This is a genomic window from Marinomonas pontica, from assembly GCF_036322735.1.
Classification (GTDB): Bacteria; Pseudomonadota; Gammaproteobacteria; order Pseudomonadales; family Marinomonadaceae; genus Marinomonas; species Marinomonas pontica.
Map to the genome: position 1 here is coordinate 2,566,451 of NZ_AP027271.1, position 19,441 is coordinate 2,585,891.

Annotated in this window: 17 protein-coding genes; 4 read left to right on the plus strand and 13 right to left on the minus strand. The window is 46.5% G+C overall.

The window, feature by feature from the left end:
- Positions 1–96: 96 nt before the first annotated feature.
- The 11 genes from AABA11_RS12060 to AABA11_RS12110 form a co-directional block, all read right to left on the minus strand.
- On the minus strand, positions 97–873 hold the full coding sequence (locus tag AABA11_RS12060) for a cobalt-precorrin 5A hydrolase (RefSeq protein WP_338268253.1): 777 nt from the start codon (positions 871–873) through the stop codon (positions 97–99).
- The gene (gene cobI, locus AABA11_RS12065; RefSeq protein WP_338268255.1) at positions 870–1,610 is read right to left on the minus strand and encodes a precorrin-2 C(20)-methyltransferase; all 741 of its coding nucleotides are present in this window, start codon (positions 1,608–1,610) and stop codon (positions 870–872) included. The genes AABA11_RS12060 and cobI overlap by 4 nt, the downstream gene beginning before the upstream one ends.
- On the minus strand, positions 1,607–2,968 hold the full coding sequence (gene cbiE / locus AABA11_RS12070; RefSeq protein ID WP_338268257.1) for a precorrin-6y C5,15-methyltransferase (decarboxylating) subunit CbiE: 1,362 nt from the start codon (positions 2,966–2,968) through the stop codon (positions 1,607–1,609). Before cbiE ends, cobI begins: the two co-directional genes overlap by 4 nt.
- A gap of 276 nt (positions 2,969–3,244) precedes the next feature.
- Complete coding sequence (locus AABA11_RS12075; protein WP_338268258.1) at positions 3,245–3,910, minus strand: precorrin-8X methylmutase; 666 nt, start codon at positions 3,908–3,910, stop codon at positions 3,245–3,247.
- Positions 3,907–4,695 (minus strand): precorrin-6A/cobalt-precorrin-6A reductase, encoded by a 789-nt coding sequence (locus AABA11_RS12080; protein ID WP_338268260.1) that lies wholly within the window; start codon positions 4,693–4,695, stop codon positions 3,907–3,909. Before AABA11_RS12080 ends, AABA11_RS12075 begins: the two co-directional genes overlap by 4 nt.
- On the minus strand, positions 4,692–5,828 hold the full coding sequence (locus AABA11_RS12085; protein WP_338268261.1) for a cobalt-precorrin-5B (C(1))-methyltransferase: 1,137 nt from the start codon (positions 5,826–5,828) through the stop codon (positions 4,692–4,694). Before AABA11_RS12085 ends, AABA11_RS12080 begins: the two co-directional genes overlap by 4 nt.
- Before the next feature lie 6 nt (positions 5,829–5,834).
- Entirely contained in the window at positions 5,835–7,169 is a 1,335-nt protein-coding gene (locus AABA11_RS12090) for a cobyrinic acid a,c-diamide synthase CobB (protein WP_265728169.1), read from the minus strand.
- Between the two features lie 21 nt (positions 7,170–7,190).
- A complete protein-coding gene (locus tag AABA11_RS12095) occupies positions 7,191–8,966 on the minus strand; it encodes an ATP-binding protein (protein WP_338268265.1) in 1,776 nt (591 codons plus the stop codon).
- Positions 8,967–9,140: 174 nt separating this feature from the next.
- The gene (locus AABA11_RS12100) at positions 9,141–11,837 is read right to left on the minus strand and encodes a PAS domain-containing hybrid sensor histidine kinase/response regulator (RefSeq protein WP_338268266.1); all 2,697 of its coding nucleotides are present in this window, start codon (positions 11,835–11,837) and stop codon (positions 9,141–9,143) included.
- A gap of 49 nt (positions 11,838–11,886) precedes the next feature.
- Positions 11,887–13,671: an EAL domain-containing response regulator gene (locus AABA11_RS12105; RefSeq protein ID WP_338268269.1), complete on the minus strand. Its 1,785-nt coding sequence runs from the start codon at positions 13,669–13,671 to the stop codon at positions 11,887–11,889.
- A gap of 263 nt (positions 13,672–13,934) precedes the next feature.
- Positions 13,935–14,540 carry a YitT family protein gene (locus AABA11_RS12110; protein WP_265728165.1) on the minus strand — a complete coding sequence of 202 codons (606 nt, stop codon included), beginning with the start codon at positions 14,538–14,540 and terminating at the stop codon, positions 13,935–13,937.
- Between the two features lie 261 nt (positions 14,541–14,801).
- On the opposite strand from AABA11_RS12110, the gene AABA11_RS12115 reads away from it, so the two are divergent.
- The 3 genes from AABA11_RS12115 (at position 14,802) to gloA2 (ending at position 17,163) form a co-directional block, all read left to right on the plus strand.
- Positions 14,802–15,689, plus strand: a complete 888-nt coding sequence (locus AABA11_RS12115) for a LysR substrate-binding domain-containing protein (protein WP_338268272.1) — start codon at positions 14,802–14,804, stop codon at positions 15,687–15,689.
- Positions 15,690–15,808: 119 nt separating this feature from the next.
- Positions 15,809–16,762, plus strand: coding sequence for a LysR family transcriptional regulator (locus AABA11_RS12120; protein WP_265728162.1), 954 nt, complete (start codon positions 15,809–15,811; stop codon positions 16,760–16,762).
- An 11-nt stretch (positions 16,763–16,773) separates the two neighbouring features.
- Positions 16,774–17,163, plus strand: coding sequence for an SMU1112c/YaeR family gloxylase I-like metalloprotein (gloA2, locus tag AABA11_RS12125; protein ID WP_265728174.1), 390 nt, complete (start codon positions 16,774–16,776; stop codon positions 17,161–17,163).
- 54 nt (positions 17,164–17,217) lie between these two features.
- On the opposite strand, the gene AABA11_RS12130 is transcribed toward gloA2, so the two are convergent.
- Positions 17,218–17,841 carry a peroxiredoxin gene (locus AABA11_RS12130; protein WP_265728161.1) on the minus strand — a complete coding sequence of 208 codons (624 nt, stop codon included), beginning with the start codon at positions 17,839–17,841 and terminating at the stop codon, positions 17,218–17,220.
- Between the two features lie 89 nt (positions 17,842–17,930).
- Positions 17,931–18,260, minus strand: a complete 330-nt coding sequence (gene grxD / locus AABA11_RS12135; protein WP_265728160.1) for a Grx4 family monothiol glutaredoxin — start codon at positions 18,258–18,260, stop codon at positions 17,931–17,933.
- Positions 18,261–18,500: 240 nt separating this feature from the next.
- On the opposite strand from grxD, the gene argF reads away from it, so the two are divergent.
- Positions 18,501–19,406: an ornithine carbamoyltransferase gene (gene argF / locus AABA11_RS12140; protein WP_338268277.1), complete on the plus strand. Its 906-nt coding sequence runs from the start codon at positions 18,501–18,503 to the stop codon at positions 19,404–19,406.
- The last annotated feature ends 35 nt before the right edge of the window (positions 19,407–19,441 follow it).

Below are 19,441 nucleotides of genomic sequence, written 5' to 3' on the forward strand. Positions count from 1 at the left end.
AACGTCCCGTATATATCGGTCAAATTTATACAATTACTTACATTTTCCACCTAGAACGCTCACAACCTTATCGCTTTGTCTGTGTTTCTTACCAGCTTATCGAGATTGATACGATCTCGCCACCGCACAGGTCGCTTTGGCGTTTTTGATTTTATTTAACATAAGCTCAGGTTCTTTGCCGGTTTCCATTTGAGCCGCTAACAGCGCGGCAGATTCCGCAACGCCGTAGACGCCGACGGTGCTAAAGATGTAGTCGGATTTTGTGCTAAGAAGCAATTCCATCGGCGCAAGTTCTTTCGCACTGTAGGTGTTAAAGTCCCAATGGTATTTGTCTGCGAGAGCGATGAGGTTGGTTTCATCGGCTTTGATGTCGATGCTGTTTAAAGAGTGGATTTGGTTTGGCGTTAAGCCTTTTTGCGCTAGAGCTTCAAGCATCAGGCTTTCGATAAATTCCAGCGGACAGTTGCGTTCGCAGCCCATTCCCAAAGTATAGATAGGATTCAAGTAAGGCTTCGCGGTGGTCATCACCAACTGTGCGCCAAGGGATGCTGCCACTTGTGCGCCCCACTCGTTTGCACCGCCTTCATGACCAGATAAAAGCGGAATGACAAACTTGCCATCTTCGTCCAATACCAAGACTGGCGGGTCTTGATATTTGTCTTGCAGCACCGGCGCGAGCGTTCGCATGACGATGCCAGTGGCACAAATAAACACCAGCCAATCACCGTTTTTAAACCCCGTTTGAACAAACTCGGCGAAAGGTTTTGGCTTGTAATCAACGACCGCATCCGGCCAATTATTTTGTACGCCTTTAGACAAGAGTTTTTGCGCGAGACTTTCACCTGCTGGCGTTAATGCGATAAAGCGTATCACCGAGTGCCTCGCTCGCTTCTAGTCACCACAAACAAGGAGAAATACGGCCCTGCTTTGTCTTCCAAGGTGGATACATCGCGCACGATACGTTCGTTGTCACGGCCAATGTATTCAAGATATTTGGCATCTTGCATACGATTGGTTTTGCGCAACGCCATCAAGATGCGAGGACGCGCACGTCCTGCTTTCATAATAACCACACTGTCGTGTTGTTCTAGCGCAGTATCAATTTGTTGGGCAGTATGACGACCGCTCACCACCGCAAAGGATTCTTTTAACACGGTTAACGGATGATTCAAGGCAGACGATGCCGCGTTGATGGATGACACGCCCGGCACCACTTGGCATGGAAAATCGCCTTCTAGGCGCTCTAATAAATACGCGAAAGAGCCAAAAAACAACGGGTCGCCTTCACACAAGAAGACCACGTCTTTGCCTTGCGATAACTCATTGGCAATGGCTTTTGCGCCATTGTCGTACGCTTCATTCGCCAACGAACGATCCGTCGACATCGGCATGACAATGGCTATTTCATTTTGCGCATGAGTCACGCCAGCGAAGGCTTCGCTGGCGATGGTTTTCGCTTGAGAACTCCCTTCGTCGTTGGCAAGGTAACTCACCACACTGGCACGCTGAATTAAACGTAAGGCTTTTAAAGTGATCAATTCTGGATCACCGGGGCCAACGCCCACACCAATGAATCGGCCTGTTTTTTGTGATGTTTCCGAGGCACTCATTGTGCGCTTTCCTTATGATTTGTATTGATGGCCGATGTTGTGGCCGTATATTTTCGAAAATGATAAAGCGTCACGGGCAGACTAGGACGAAATAAACGCTGCCCCGCCAATCGCTCGCCTTTGGTAATGGACACCTGCAAACTCTGCTCGTCGGCGTCTTGTGCTTGGTCACGCTGTTGGGCGAACTGCATGACCTGATATTTTGTCTCTTCGGTAACAGCGCTGACCATCAAGCTGCCATCATCGGGCAATAGCTCCCAAACTTGCGTCATCAAGGCATTCAATTCACCATCACTGCCGCCAATGAAGGCTTTGTTCGGCCTGCCATGTTGTGCGTTGTTGTCAGTAAAAAAATTGCCAGCAAGCAAATCCACCAGCACGTCCGGCGCTCGCCCTGCGACAATCGATAAATTCTGCATCACACCAAATCGATCTTGGTTGGCCGCCAAACAGGCCAAGCGGTCAGGATGATGTTCAATGGCAATAATTTGACTACGAGGATGCCAATAGGCCATTTCTACACTCACACCACCGCAACCCGCGCCAATGTCCCACACTGTGTCGCCTTGCTGAATGTCCATGTAAGACAAAATTGCCAAACGCACTTCTCGCTTGGTAATCATGCCTTTTCCATCGCCTTTATCTGTCACAAAAGACGTATCAGGAATGCCAACACTGCTGGGATAAAGTGAGGCTTGTTGGCTGGTTTTCACCACAATCACATTGAGTGGATCACATTCGAGTTCAGTGTCTATCAAAGAATTTGCGACAAACGTACGGACTTTTTCTTGTTCATAACCCAAGGCTTCACATACGGTTATCTCGCTTTGATCCAACCCTGCTTTAACACATTCTTCGGCAATGTGTTTCGGCTGACTGTATTGATCGGTCAGTAACACCAAGGTTTTATTCGACTGCAAATAACGACGTAAAGACACCAAAGGCCGACCATGCAAACTCACCACTTGCACGTCTTGCAAGGAAAGACCAAGACGATGACAAGCTACTTGAATACTGGACACATTCGGATAGAACTGCAGCGACTCAAGCGAAAAAGTGCGCATCAACCAAGCGCCAATACCGTAATACAGCGGATCACCAGAGGCCAACACCACCACCTGCTTCGTCCCTTCGGATTGCCAATTGGCAAAGGCTTCTTTCAACGTGCTGAGTTTGGGCAGATCTTCACGACGAGCCAGATGAGCACAGTGTGTGATGGTGTCATGCTGACGCGGAGCGCCTAAAACAACATCATGCGCCGACAAGCTCGACAAAACCGCTTGCGCCGCATCATCCAAATGCGCCGCTTGATTAACGCCTAAACCGATAACATGGATTGGCATTTGTGTGTGTTTCATAAACCTATTTCCATTCAATATCCCCGTACCAAGGGACGAGGTATCAGTGCTTCATTAGACATCGCAGCCTGCTCCTCCCCCTGCTAAGGGGGAGGTTGGGAGGGGGTCCAAAAAGTTAACAACCCCATCCTAACCTTCCCCTTGAGGATAAGGGGAAGGAACAAAAAAGTGTTTAACTCCTCCCCCTGCTAAGGGGGAGGCTGGGAGGGGGTCCAAAAAGTTAACAACCCCATCCTAACCTTCCCCTTGAAGATAAGGGGAAGGAACAAAAAAACATTAATAATACTCGCCTAGATTGCAGCGCAACAATGCATTACAGCTGGCCGATGTCACGGCGCTGCCGCCCATTCGTCCGAGCAAGGTAATGCATTCGATACCAAGCTTTTCATGAGCTTGCCAAAGCGCGTCTTTCGACTCCGCTGCGCCGACAAAACCCACCGGCATACCGATGATCAAAGCGGGTTTTGGCGCGCCTTGTTCTATCATTTCCAATAAACGAAACAAGGCGGTGGGCGCATTACCAATTAATACTACACTGCCAGCAAGATCTTGTTGCCATAAACTCAGTGCCGCCATAGAGCGAGTTTCGCCTTTGCTTTTCGCCAATTCTGCTGTGCGCGCATCGTTCAAAAAGCACAAGGGGTCCTGAGTGATCATGCGTTTGGTCACCCCTTGCTTGACCATTTCCACATCGCACAAAATCGCGCCATTATTGGCTAACGCCTCGCGGCCTGCTTGAGTTGCATTGGCACTAAAGCGCACTTGCTCGGCCACGTCAGGCAAGCCAAGGCTGTGCACTACGCGCATAACGACTTGCTGCTGGTCTTGGCTCAAGCCAGACAAATCAGTTAGCTCGCGGATTTGTCGAAAACTGTCATTCTCAATAGCTTGAGGGTTATTTTCGTATTGATAGTTGTATTGAACGTCGTCTGAAGAAGTCACTGTTGGTTGTCTTTTTGTTGATGTTTAATGTGAGTAGAAGCCTTGCCCCAAGCGGCCAAACAAGCTTGCAAGCAGTCTTCCGTGTCACTAAATTCACGTTCGGCTTCTGGCAAAATCGGCCGAGCATGCAATAAAACGGGAATAGATAATTCTCTGGCGGCTTCAAGCTTGGAATAGGTGGCCGAACCGCCGCTGTTCTTACTAACGATAACATCAATGCCGTGATCCACTAACAATTGGCGCTCGTCCTCTAAAGCAAAAGGGCCAATGGCTTTTATCCAATCGATGTTATCTGGCAGATCAAACTTAGGCTCAAACGCCGTTCGCCACACAATGCGTTCAACGCTTGGTAATTGCAGAACACGTTTGAGCAAGGCTTCGCTCATTTGCCCAGCGCTTAATAAGGGCACTCGAAAGTCATCAAGCTGCACCAGTAAATCGGTTTCATCTTGATAAAATTTCCAGCGATCGGCCTCTTCTTGTTTCCAAGCGGGGCGATGAAAACGCCAACAGGGAATGCCAACATCTTTAGCCGCCGTGACGGCTTTGCTGCTCATGGTTTGCGCATAAGGATGGGTCACATCCAAAATCGCGCCGATATTATTGTCTTTTAAGTACTGAGCCAACCCGCCAAATTGGGTAAATCCCCCCACCACCAGCTGGCAATCGACTTTGGGCACGCGTACCAACCCCGCCAAGCTGTAGATGACGCTTACATTCTCTCTATGTAACGAGTCGGCCAAACGGCGAGCGTCAGCGGTGCCACCCAATAATAAAACCTTCATGACTCGTCTCGCTGTGTTAAATCAGCATCCAAGGCTTTACCAACAAATTGGCCTTTGCGATCAATCGCCCAGACTTCTAACTCGATGTGAGCGGGAATGTACTGTCGTGCAAAATCTAAGGCTTGCTGACAGATGGCATTGGCAAGCGGTAATCCTGCTGACATAGCAAAAGACAAGGCTTCCACACTGGTATTGGCGCATGTCATGCGCTCTTGCAAGTCATCATCAGCACCCAAACTGGCGGCAAGTTGTGCCAAGGCAGCAAGATCGATGCTGGATGCACGACTGTTTAGATCCATATGATGCTGGGCCAGCTTACTGATCTTACCAAAGCCTCCGCAAATACTTAACTTAGTCAGCTGAACAGGTGCGGTGGATTCCACTTTTTTAATGTGCTTTAACACAGCACCCACAAAGTCACCCATTTCGATCAACGCCATATCATCGAGCTGATAATGACTTTTTATAGCGTCTTCACTGGCATTGCCTGTGGTAGCGGCAATGTGGGTGATTGAATTAGCACGTGCCACATCGATGCCCTGATGAATAGACGCAATGTAAGCAGCACAAGAAAACGGACGCACAATGCCTGTGGTGCCGAGAATCGATAAGCCCCCCAAAATTCCCAAACGTGGATTCATGGTTTTTTGTGCAATTTGCTCACCGTTGATCACGCCGACAGACACATCGAAACCACCATGATATTGATAGGTTTGCGCAAAACCTTCCAAATGCTCGGTCATCATTTTACGCGGCACTGGATTAATTGCTGGTTCGCCAACATCAAGCAGCAAGCCCGTGCGTGTCACAGTGCCCACGCCTTGCGCCGCATGAAAGCGTACGCCCTGCTCTGGGGATAATCTCAGCTCGACAAATAAGGTTGCTCCGTGGGTCGCGTCTGGGTCGTCTCCCGCGTCTTTAATCGTCGCGGTTTTGATGCCGCCGTCGACTGCTTGATACTCGATAATTGGCAGATCAACCACTTTGCCTTTGGGCAAGGTGACGCTGACGCTTGCATCTTGTTGTTGGGCAAAAAGTGCCTGAGCCGCCGCCACACAGCAAGCCGTCGCGCAGGTTCCGGTGGTTAAACCAGTACGCAGTGGCGCGGTCGATTCAGCACTTTCAGGCCACATAATCCGCTAGCCCTGCTGACCGGCTAAAAAGATCTTAGCAGTAACGTCTAAATTGGAAGGGAAAAACAAATGCAAATAACTGGCGGTTAAGCCTTTCTGCTGATAAATCGCCTCGCCCGGTGCTGGGTGTCGCTGACGACGACCATAACCAACCGGTTCCGGCGTATTGGCGCTGCGCGATCTGTGATGAGCATGGCCGCGAATTTCACCTTGTGGAATCACCGCTGTTTGCATACCTTGGCAACCGCGTTTGCCGCGCATCGCGCCTTGGCCAGCTAAAATCCCCAACATCGGATAACACTGATTATCCAAATCGGTTAGATCCTCCAAGCTATAAAGCATGCCGCCGCATTCCGCCAAAATCCCTTTTCCCGAATGGAAAAAAGCCTTGATGGCTTGGCGCATTGAAAGGTTTTCAGAGAGCACTTTGGAGTGCAATTCAGGATAACCACCCGGCAGCCAAAGAGCATCAGCATCGGGTAAAGCTTGATCATGCAAGGGCGAGAAAAACACCACCTCTGCGCCTAAACTTTTCAACGCAATTAGGTTCGCATCATAGATAAAACTGAACGCAGCATCTCTAGCCACCGCAATGGTTTTCCCCTGCAAGCTTTGCTCGATGACTTGATTGTCATCTACTTGCTTAGTAGCATAAAAAGGCACGGCATTAGGTAATGCCAACAAGCCAGTGTCTTGCGTTTCTTTCAGCCATTCCACAGCGGCTTCAAAGCGCACTTCGAGCTCGTCTTTTACTTCGTCTGCTTGCACCAAACCTAAGTGACGCTCTGGCAAGGTAATTTCTTCATCACGCTTTAAGGTGGCGAGCAAAGGTAAGTTTGCAGGTAATGCATCGCGGATCAATTCCGCATGGCGTTCGCTGCCACAACGGTTGGCAATCAGTCCTGCCACTTGCACGTCATCGCGGAAATTCGCCAAGCCAGTCGCGACCGCCGCAGCGGTTTGCGCCATGCCTTTAACGTCCATAACAATCGCCATGGGAATACCAAAACGAGCCGCAAGGTCTGCACTGGAAGGTTCGCCATCAAACATGCCCATGGCACCTTCCACCAAGATCAAATCCGCTACTTGAGCGGCTTGATAAAGCATGTCTTGGCAATACTCTTCGCCCGCCATCCAAATATCCAGTTGCTCGACGGGTTGTTTAGACGCTTGCGCTAAAATCTGCGGGTCAAGGTAATCGGGACCCGTTTTAAACACGCGAACCACTTTTCCCTGATTGGTAAAGTAACGCGCCAGCGCCGCCGTAATGGTGGTTTTGCCCTGATTCGACGCAGGTGCTGTCAAAAATAATGCAGGACAATGAACAACAGAAGAGGTCATAAAGCCATCTCTAAAATGTGTCTAAATAGTCGGTAAAAAAGAGCTCAATAGAACGTATTGTGCGCCCAAATGCTGTGCAATATCTTGGCCTCGACCACGCTTGACTGGCGCGTTTTCAGTATCGATTAATACAGTATTACCCAGCAAAACAAGGTCAGATACGTCGGCTTGGGTTCGGCCATCCGTTAGTATATAGGTTTGGCTGAGTAAGCTCTTGTTGGTTTTGTGCTGTTGTGCCAAGTACTGGCTGGCGTTTTCGATTGCAACACGAAATGGCGTACCGCCACCCGCGCCTAAATCGTCCAATAAATCAGAGATTTCTTTGGGAGCGCGCACTTTAGGCAAAATAGACGACACGCCCTCTTGCCCAAAGCCTAAAATAGCAATCTGTTCTCGAGCCAAATAAGCACGCTGTGCAATGTCTAAAATCACGCCTTTGGCATGGGCAAACACACCTTGACTCAAGGTTGATGCCGATGTGTCTAATAACACCAAATGCAAAACAGATTGACCGGTCTTAGCGGGCTTAGGCGTCAGGTTTTTCGGTGGCCATTCTTGCGGCTGGCTGACAATGCTTCTAAACCAGTCAATTCCATCTGCGGAAGGAAGGTCAACAGATTGCGCGACATCGGGACGATAACCGCCCAGCTGCTTGCCTTTATGCTTTCCCGGCGCTACCTCGCCAATAAATGACTGAGCGGCGCAGCGCTCTCTCTGTGAACCGTGAACAACCACATTGATGGGCGCGCTGCTCGCAAGCGTTTGAGGCGACATACTGCCCCATTCCCCCGAACCATTTTGCTCATTTGGCTCACCGTCTGGTGATAAATCAATTTGAGGCTGATTACTGCTATTGGGTGATAACGAACGAGAATCGTCAGGTCGACGAGACGGCGGCGGACTGGATGCTGAAGGCTGAGAGTTAACTTGGCGTCTATGAGCCAACACCAACTCTTCGACGGCTTGAACATCGTCCAAAGAGACATTTTTTGCACCGCGCCAAGCGGCATGGGTCATGGCGGCTCGAATCCAAACAATATCACCACGCACACCATCAACATTTGCTAGCTGACAGCGGCTTGCCACTTCTAAACGCAATTCATCAGAGCAACGCACTTGCGCTAAAACTTGTCTTGCCAAGCGAATGCTGTTTTTCAAATTACGCTGTTTGTACCTAAAGGCATCACAAAATGCTTGAGCGTCTTGGTCGTATTCATCGCGGAGACGCACAATCTGTACACGCTCTTCAAGGCTGTATTGATTAACCAATTCCACCATCAGGCCAAAGCGGTCTTTTAGCTGTGGACGCAACTCGCCTTCATCGGGGTTCATGGTGCCCACCAACAAAAAACGCGCCGCGTGTTCATGACTGAGTCCATCACGCTCAACACGATTGACGCCACTGGCGGACACATCCAAGAGTTGATCCACTAAATGGTCGGCAAGCAAATTCACTTCATCGACATACAAGACGCCACCATGGGCTTTGCTCAATAAACCGGGTTTAAAAGCAACCTGTTTGTCTTGCAGAACTTGCTCTAAATCCAATGCACCAAGCAAACGATCTTCACTGGTGCCAAGTGGCAGCGTTGCAAAAGGAACGGCTTCTTCTCCCTGTAAAGCGGGCATCACGCCAGACAATCCTCGCGCCAAGGTAGACTTTGCCGATCCACGCGGGCCACTTATCAAAACACCGCCGATTTGTGGATTAACGGCACACAAAATCAACGCCAGCTTTAGCGCATCTTGCCCCGCTACCGCGGTAAAAGGAAAGTCACTAGAGGCGAAATGGGTCATTGGGCTACCTGTTGCGGTTTAGTGTGTATTAGCGAAAAAGTAAAAGGCTCTATTGTAGGCGCTTTTCTTATAACTTGTCTTGTTCGACAGTATCTATGAGGCGATTTTATGTCAAACCTAAAGCACTCAGGAAGCCTTGAGCAATCCGCATATGAACAGAATGCTCAGGTGTGTTTATGCTTTGTCCTCATATTGGGCAATCAAAGACTCCACCAATCCGAGATCGAATTGTTCAATCGCGGATTGCAGTGTTCTTTTGTAGGTCGCAGGGAGGTACCGACTCAAAGAGTGGAATGCTTGTTCAGTGGCTTGAACGTCACCGCTTTGGGCTGCTGACAATAATGGCAGCCAATCGTCCCGCGTTAAATCGCACTCCGTACTCATATCATCATTTAGGGAAGAAACGGTTAAGTCGTCCGTGTTAGAGGTTCTTTTTGATTCTGGTGCAGGCACGAAATACACATCCAAGTGCGTCACCAAGGATTTATAAATTTCTTTAATTTGATAAGGTTTTGCGATGACCTGCCAAAAGCCTTCATCCAATAACGCTTGCTGTTCATGCACTAACGTTGACGCTGTGACCGCGATCACCGGTATTTGATGGTTCTTATCTTCTCTTTGAATCGTTTTTAATAGATCAATGCCGCTTTTTTTAGGCATTCGAATATCCGTCATTATCAAATCCGGTGGATTCGTCCTAAAAATCTCAATGGCTTGCTCGCCGTCTTCCGCTTCTAAAATCTGGCAACCGGCTTTTTCTAACAAAGACACAAGAATATCTCTAGACCAGGCGTCGTCTTCTGCCACCAATACACGTATGGGATTGTTCAACCTCATACTGAGGATCGCGTCTTCATTGTCCACATTGATTGCCTGGCGATCACCCGCTTTGAGCAAGGGCAAATCCACCGTTATTTGAGTACCAATGCCATCGCTGCTTTTCACAGATAAAGAACCTTCCATGAGTTTTACCAAGGCTGTCGATAAAGACAAACCAAGTCCGGTTCCTCCTGAAATTTCTCCCGCTTTACCTTGCATGAAGGGCGTAAATAAATGCTCCATTAACTCAGACTCAATCCCTGGCCCGGTGTCTTCTATAATAATATGAATTCGATTATCAACCAGTTGAGCCGTTACTTTCACATAGCCTTGAGAGGTAAATTTCACGGCATTGCCCAGTAGGTTAGTCAGTATTTGCTGAAACTTAACTGGGTCAATCATGACCATTTGCCCATCGTCAATATGGCATTCAACGATTAAGGTTAAGCCTTTTTGTTGCGCTTCGCCCTGAAACAGCTTACCTATTTGACTGACTTCTCGGCATAAATCGGTTTTTTGTTCGTGCAACACAAGCCGTCCCGATTCTATTCGAGCGATGTCGAGAATATCGTTAATCAACCCCAACAATCGATTGCCTGCACTGGCAATGGACAAAAACCGTGTTCTCGACATTCCCGTTAGCTGGTTGTCCTCACTGATGAGTTGAGCGTAGCCAATAATCGCGTTCAGTGGGGTACGAATTTCATGGCTCATATTGGCCAAGAAATGACTTTTTGCTTGGTTAGCCTGCTCAGCGGCTTCTTTCGCTTGCTCTAGTTGGAGAGAGACATTTTTTTGATCGGTAATGTCACTCATAATATTCCCTAAAGACGTAGACTTTCCTTCGTCGTCTCGCAATAGAAAGAACGTCTCATGGGTTGCAAACAGGCGACCATTTAAGCTTCTGGCTTGCAATTCTCCTTCCCAGACACCTTGCTCTTTCACATAAGGAATGACAGTAGATTTAATGAATTTTTGACTCACTTCAGGGTAAAAATCCAAGTAGTTCAAATCCGCTAAGGACGCGTCGTTTTCTTCACCTGAGACGCTCAGCAGTTGCCGTATTTTTTTATTTAGATACGTTATATCACCCTCTAAAGTCGCCATCACAAAGCCCTGTGCCGAATTGTCAGCAAAGCTTTTAAACAGCTTCAACTCATTGAATAAACGGTGACGTTCTGTGATGTTTCGAGCGATGCCAAGAGTGCCACGAAAGTTTATGGAAGGTTCAATGACGGGCACACGGTATACCTCAAACAAGCATGGCTCACTGCCATCTTTAGGGTATCCCCACGTTTGCTCATGCAGCGTAACGCCTGCTTCTAACGCATGTTTGTCTTGGTTAAAGTAATAACCCCCTTTTCTATCGAGGTTTAAGTCTAGGTCATTCTTGCCTTGAATCTCCTCAACGGACAAAGAGTTAAAATCCAAAAATGCCTGATTGCAATCCAAATAACGTCCAGCCTCATCTTTTGACCAGACAATGTCAGGAATATTGTTCAGCAAAGAAGACAAAGTCAGCTCTCGACGGCGGGCTTCTTCTCGCGCCACAATCAGTTCATTTTCGGTTTCAACAATATGACCAATGTCTTCAAAAATGCCAGCCACACTGTAAACACGTTTACGGGCATCGCGCCGTACCACGCTGCCGCGCATTTCGACCCAATGCGCTTCCTGAAGGTGATTTTTGATTTTGAGACGAATCGATCTGGGAGCAAGATTAACCTCATCCTCCAGTAAAACAGCCTTCCAGCGCTCAAAGGTGATGCGATCTTCTGGTGACAAAAAGGCCAGCCAGTCTTTTAGAGATTTGGGTGTTTTTTTCTCTTCGAACCCAAGTTGCATAAAGAATTCTGTGGAGGCATACAAACGCCCCGTTTCAGGGTACCACTCCCAAACACCCGCATTGGTGGCCAAAATGGCTCTTGAATAGCGTCGCTGCAACAGTTTGAAACGGATTAAAAAAGCGAGTTGTAATACGACCAAGACAAACGCCGTAACGCAAAACAAAAAGACCAATATTTTGAGAATCAGCGGGAGTTGAATATCCATGTTAAAAATCCCTCGGCAATTGGCCTAACACCTAAGTTGACCTTTAGACTTACAATTTTTCAGGCTTATGGAAAAAGTAGCCTTGCCCCCACTCCACACCAAGCAATTTGAGCTTATCCACAATAGATTGGTTCTCAACAAACTCTGCAACAACTGGCTTATCTAACATTTTGGCCAGCTTCACAATCGAATCCACCATGCCATAGTGAAGCTCATTGAGGTGCATATCCTTGATGAACATACCGTCAATTTTGATCAAATCGAAAGGCAAATCCATCAGGTAAGCGAAAGAGGAAAAACCTGTACCAAAGTCGTCCAATGCGATCGTACAACCCGATTGATGCAATAACGCCATAAAACGACGGGTGTCTGTGAAATTGTTTAACGCTTCGGTTTCCGTAATTTCAAAGCAGAACTTAGCGCCATCGAGCTGAAAATGCGCGAGCTGCTCCACAATAAACTCTGCAAAATTGGCTTGTCTCACCGACAACGCCGACACATTTAACGCCACCTGATCAACCGAGTCCCAAAGCGCTTTATTTTCCGCCATTTTTTGCATCGTGTGATGAATCACCCAGCGGTCAATTTTTGAAACGATACCAAAACGCTCGGCCGCTCGAATGAAGTCGTTCGGAAAAATTAAATTGCCCGTTTCTTCATCCGTAAGCCGAACCAATATTTCGATTTTTTTCTTCGGTTCATCTTTTATTAATGAAAACACTTGCTGGAAATGCACTTGAAACAGGTCTTTTTCAAGGCCATCAATAATACGCAGTCCCCAGTTTAAATTGCCACGATGCTCCTCGTACGCTAAGTCTTGGGCATTTTTAATAATACGCGAATGGACACCCGCTTTTTTGCTGGTGTAGCACACTTCATCCGCCAGCATCACAACTTGCTCAAACGACACCATATCAAGGGTAATTGGCATGGCCACTTGTGTTACCGTCATTCGAAACTGCCGTTCGTCCCACACAAAAGAAAAGTCTTGAATGGCTTTTTGCAACAAACGGAAAAAAGACTCTACCGCTTGGCTCCCACCTTGGCTGATAACAATGGCAAATTTATCACCACTTAAACGAGCACAAAAATCTCGTTGCGGGTTTGCCAAACCGCCCATTAACACCGCCAGCTGATGCAACAACTCATCCCCTGCAATACAGCCACAGGAATCATTAATCAAACGAAACTCGTTGATATCAATCAAAACAAAATAGGGAGTGTGCTCAGATGTATTCGATTGTATGCCAGAAATAAGATAGGAAACGTGTTCATCAAGTGCGTCACGGTTGTATAGCTGCGTCACAAAATCATGCTGAGCCAAATACTTCAGTCTATCTTGCATGTAACGTCGCTCATTCACTTCTTTGCGAAGATTTCGATTTAAAAGATTTAGGTCGGCGGTGCGCTCGCGTACTTTTTCTTCTAATTGAGACGTCAGTTCACGAAGCTCATGCACTAGCTGAAACTTTTCCAACTGATGCTGTACTCGAGCTCGTACTTCTTCTATTCGGATCGGTTTACTAATGTAATCGTTGCCGCCAACCTCAAATCCACGACTAATATCATCGGCCAATGCCGTTACAAAAATAACCGGCACGTCTTTATGTTGCGGGTGCATACGGATCCGGCGACAAGTCTCGAATCCATCAATCCCCCCCATCATGACATCCAATAAGATCAAGCAAGGCTGGGTTCGCTCTAACAGCTCCAACGCACGTTCACCAGAATTTGCCACAGCAATTTGGCAATCCAATGCATCCATAACTTCCTGTAAAACGCGTAAATTCTCTGGTACATCATCGACAATTAACACTGTTGGGAACTGCTTCATACCTAGTTATGCCTTTTCTATGATTTCACAATTACTTGTAGAAAGTAATTTAAACGCCATAATCGAACAAATTTTAAGTAATATTCCTGAATATTAACCCCGTTCTAGGCAAAATATCCATCTAAGTTATGCAGATAAAAAAATGAAATGTAAACGACTCTTTTAAATAAAGTAACAGAATTTGATCTTAGCTATATGACAAGAAAGGGGAAGTCACAAACTGGACACAAAAGAAAAAGCACCTGAAAGGCACTTTTCTCATATCAACTGACTTTGGCGTCCACCAACGCCACTTGCGCCCACTTTGGCGGTCGATGATAACGACCAACAACTGAACTCAATAATAGAAACGCCACCAACGAATACCCCAACTGACTTAAATCTAAGAAAATCAGAGCCGCAATCAATACTGCAATATCAGCAATGAGCGTCGTTTTACTGGCATGAATGGAAAAATGGCGCTCTAAATACACCGCCAATATGTTTAATCCACCTAAAGACGCGTTATGACGAAACAAAATAATGAGACCAAATCCTACCAACAAGCCACCTAACGCGCCGGATAATCCGGGATGAATAGACAGCACAACATAATGCTTCATCAGTTCCGACAAAATGGACAACAAGCTCACACTCGCAAACGTTCGAAACGTAAAGTCCCGACCAAGGGTGCACCAAGCTAATAGATAAAATGGGATATTCAACAAAAAGAACAACGCCCCAAAGGACAAGTCAGTCAGTCTTAACAAAATCATACTGACCCCAGCGGTGCCACTAATCAGCAAACCCGCAGAATTTAAAATGTGTATTCCTAAAGCAACAAGCAGACAGCCCTCAGCAATAGAGAGCCAACGATGGGTGATTTTCATAGTGGAATCCTTAAGGTCGTCGTATTAACTTTTGGTTAATCACAGAGGCTTGTAGATCGCTTCTTGTGGAAGCAGATAACACAGACCGCATTTAATTAAGTAAACTCAGCAGAGAGTTACTCAGTAAAATTTCTGCATATTTCATACCATTATTAAAAAATACACAATTGGTTACGCGGATTTATTTACGCCCTTGATCAATTATCACCCCCACCAACATAACACTACTCTTCGCCATAAAAACAACGCTACAATAGCCTCATGAGAATAACACTTAGACAATTACAGATATTTGAAGCCGTGGTTCATACTGGATCTGTGACGGCAGCGGCCGAAATGGTGTCTATCAGCCAACCCGCCGCCAGCCAAGCACTCAGAGAACTCGAAGCCTTACTCGGACGTCCTCTTTTTCGTCGTCATGGTAAGCGTTTACAAATTACCCCCCAAGCAAGACATTTACTGCCCCAAGCCCGTGCGGTTCTGAGCCAAATTGAACAAATTGAAAGCATGGGGAATGAGGACGAGCTCAGCGGTTCTCTTCATTTAGCGGCCAGCGTCAGTGTGGGCAACTACCTGCTCCCCAAACAGATGTCTCTCTTTAAGCGACAACATCCGAACATTCGCTTCAATTTGGACATAGGGAACACTCAAAGTGTTATTCAACAACTGTTAACTGGCAAAGCCGAAGTGGGCTTTATTGAAGGCTATTGCCAGCACGCCGAGCTAATGACACAAGTATGGTTAAAAGATGAGCTGGTGGTTTTTGGCTCCGCTGAAGAAGAACGCTCAGACATTTTATCATGGGAAGATTTGGAGCAAGCCAGTTGGGTTATGCGCGAATCTGGGTCAGGCACACGCAACATACTCGAACAAGCCACTGCAGCGCACATCCCACAGCTCAATGTTGTGCTTTCCCTTGCGCATATGGAAGCGGTAAAACAAGCGGTTATACATCAAATGGGATTGGGCTGTTTATCTAGAATGGCCATTTCTCAAGAATTGAACTCTGGGCTGATTCGTCTGTATCAAACCCCATTGGCATTAAATAGAAACCTATTGATTGTCACACCTAAAAATACCGCCCTGACTCAAAATGCCCAGCGTTTTATCGATCTGTGTTGCGCTGTGCCCATTTTATCGAACATCTAGTTCTTGCTGTTAGCAAATGGCCAAAAACGCCCCTAAATTTGTGCAAACTATTGTTGTAGTTTGCACAAAGGGCAATACAATCGATTCACTATATAATCCATGCGAACGCCATAAAAAATATGAATATTAATAAAATCGATCTTAATCTTCTTATTTACCTCGATGTACTGCTAAGAGAATGCAACGTCACGCGCTCTGCAAGCAAACTGAATATTACCCAACCCGCGATGAGCAACGGGTTAAAGCGATTAAGAGATTTGCTTAATGACCCACTGTTAGTGCGCACCAGTGAAGGCATGAAACCCACTGAGAAAGCATTACGCTTACAACCGATTGTCCGAAAAGTGCTTTTGGAGCTAGAAGAAGCATTGCAGCCAGAAGCCGACTTTAACGAAAGCACCAGTACGCGTGTGTTTCGTATTATGGCGAGTGATTATGCAGCTTCCACGGTCATTCCCAGGTTATTAAATCGATTAAGGGAATTTGCCCCCGGCATCACCTTAGACATCATGACTCCCAGCGACGTCACCTTTCACGACGTGGAGGCAGGAAAAATCGATATGGCGATTAATCGCTTTGAAGAGCTTCCGCAGTCCTTTCACCAAAAGAGCGTTTGGTTTGACACTTTTGTATGCATGATGAGTTCTAAAAACCCAGTGAAAGACCATTTTGATATTGATGCCTACTTACAAGCTCAACATATTTGGGTAAGCAAAACGGGCTTTGGTGTCGGTGTTGGAATGGACCCCACAGACGTACAAAAATTAGGTTGGGTAGATGAAGCCCTACAAACACTCGGACACAAACGCAGCATCCGAGTATTCACACGCAGCTACCATACCGCCATGCACCTTGCCCTTGAACAAGATCTTATAGCGACCTTGCCAAAAAAAGTGGCTATGGTAAACAAAAAGAACCCAGATCTCGTCATTCTTGATCCGCCATTCGATATCCCAAAAATTGAACTGAAAATGATTTGGAGCCCATTACTGCATCACGACGCCAGCCATATTTGGTTTAGACGACAAGTCATCGATGTGGCAAATGAATTAAAAGCGCAAACAAAACAATAAGAGCCGCTATGATGTTGAAGGTATCTCATATCCACCATATCGCAATAATCTGTTCTGATTATCAGCGCTCTAAAACGTTCTACAGTGAGACGCTTGGTTTTCGTATCATTGCGGAAACTTATCGAGAAAGTCGCGAGTCTTATAAATTAGACTTGGCGATCAACGCAAACCAGCAAATTGAACTATTTTCATTTCCGGCACCACCAGAAAGACCATCGCGACCGGAAGCGCAAGGTTTAAGACATTTGGCCTTTGCGGTAGATGATTTGGACGATTGCGTAGCGCATCTAAATCGTCAGGGGGTTGCCACAGAAACAATAAGAATGGATGAATTAACAGGCAAGCGTTTTACCTTTTTTGCCGACCCCGATGGTTTGCCGCTGGAACTGTATGAGAGCTAAAAAAAACGCCCACTACTCAGTAGTGGGCGTTTTTATGGCTATAAAACACATGTCTTATAGAGATTTAGCACTTTCAGAAAGGTAAGCCGCAACACCTTCTGGAGATGTCGTCATGCCTTTATCACCTTTGTTCCAGCCTGCTGGACAAACTTGACCATGCTCTTCGAAAAATTGTAGCGCATCAACGATACGAACCAATTCATCCATGTTACGGCCAATAGGCTCGTCATTCACGACCTGTGAGCGAACAACACCTTTTTGGTCAATAACAAAAGATGCACGCATCGCAACACCTGCAGGGTAATAAGACTCGCCACCTTCAGACTCGATACCGTAAGCTTTTGCAATAGCGTGATCCATGTCCGCTGCCAGTGTGTATTCAACAGCACCGATACCGCCTTGATCAACAGGCGTATTACGCCACGCATTGTGAGTGAAGTGAGAATCGATAGACACACCGATAACCTCTACACCCATTTCACGGAATTTGTCCATGCGGTGAGACATGGCAATGATTTCAGAAGGACATACGAACGTGAAATCCAAAGGGTAGAAAAATACAATGGCGTATTTTCCTTTAATCGTTTCAGCTAAGTTAAAAGAATCAACAATTTGGCCATCAGCCAAAACCGCAGGAACTGTAAAATCAGGTGCTTTTTTACCCACTAAAATAGACATATCTAAGATCTCCTTTTTACGTCTTATATGGTTAACAAACTTACACTTAGTCGTTAAAAGCGACCGACCTGAGTCGATCGTTTTTTCACTTATTCTTCAGAAGAGCCAACCGCTTCTTTGATCAAGGCTTGCAATTCACCGTTACCTGCCATTTCGACGATGATGTCACATCCGCCGACTAACTCGCCTTTTACCCAAAGCTGAGGGAATGTTGGCCAGTTAGCGTATTTTGGTAACTCAGCGCGAATATCTGGGTTCTCCAAAATGTTCACAAAAGCAAAACGCTCACCACACGCCATAAGCGCCTGAACTGCCTGAGATGAAAAACCACACTGTGGAGCGCGTGGGTTGCCTTTCATATAAAGCAGAATATCGTTACTGCTAATTTGCTCTTTAATTGTTTCGATTGTATTACTCATGCTAAAACCTCACCCGGTAACTGTCTTTTCGTATGACGAAGATATCTTTAATGTCTAAACGCAAACCAAGACGATTAAATTCACTAAACTTGCACCAGTTTATGGGGTCTAGTGGTGTATTTACAACCCCAAAAAACGGCTTTCGGTTACACTTTCCCATGTTAAATGTCCTTTACTCACTTACCTGAGTGTATTAAATTGGTCGATTCCCTTTTCAGCACACAATTAAGGAGCTATAGCGTGTCGCCTAGACATTTTCTTACTCTGAAGGATCTTTCTTCTGACGAGTTAAAACAATTACTATTTCGAGCCTCTGAGCTTAAGAAAATTCATCATGAAGGCACCCTATTTCAACCGCTGAAAAATCGAGTTTTGGCGATGATATTTGAAAAATCATCCACCCGAACACGCGTCTCTTTTGAAGCTGGCATGGCTCAATTTGGCGGTCACGCCCTATTTCTTTCGTCTCGCGACACCCAACTTGGGCGCGGTGAACCCGTAGAAGACAGTGCTCGTGTTATATCGAGCATGGTAGATGCCGTCATGATCAGAACATTCGATCATAAAACCGTTGAGACCTTTGCCAAATACTCCTCTGTGCCGGTTATAAATGCGCTAACAGATGATTATCACCCATGCCAGCTGTTGGCAGACATGCAAACCTACCAAGAACATCGTGGCTCAATCGAAGGCAAAAAAGTGGTCTGGGTTGGCGATGGCAATAACATGTGTAATTCATACATCAACGCCGCCGCCTTGTTGGACTTTCAACTGGTTGTGGCTTGCCCAGTCGGCTATGAACCTAACGCTGAGCTTGTTGCAGAACACAGCGACCGAGTCACTGTACTTCATAGTGCTCACGATGCGGCCACCAACGCAGACTTAATCGTCACTGATGTATTTGCCTCAATGGGTCAAGAAGACGAACAAGAACAACGCTTGAAAGACTTTGATGGCTTCCAGGTCAACAGTGCACTGATGGCAAAAGCCAACCCAGATGCATTATTTATGCATTGCCTGCCAGCTCATCGCGGAGAAGAAGTGAGCGCGGATGTGATTGATCATCCTGAAAGTGTTGTTTGGGATGAAGCAGAAAATCGTCTACACGCACAAAAAGCGCTACTTGAATTTTTATTGTGTCGCTAAGACAATACCAAGGCTCGCATGAATTCCATTCTGCG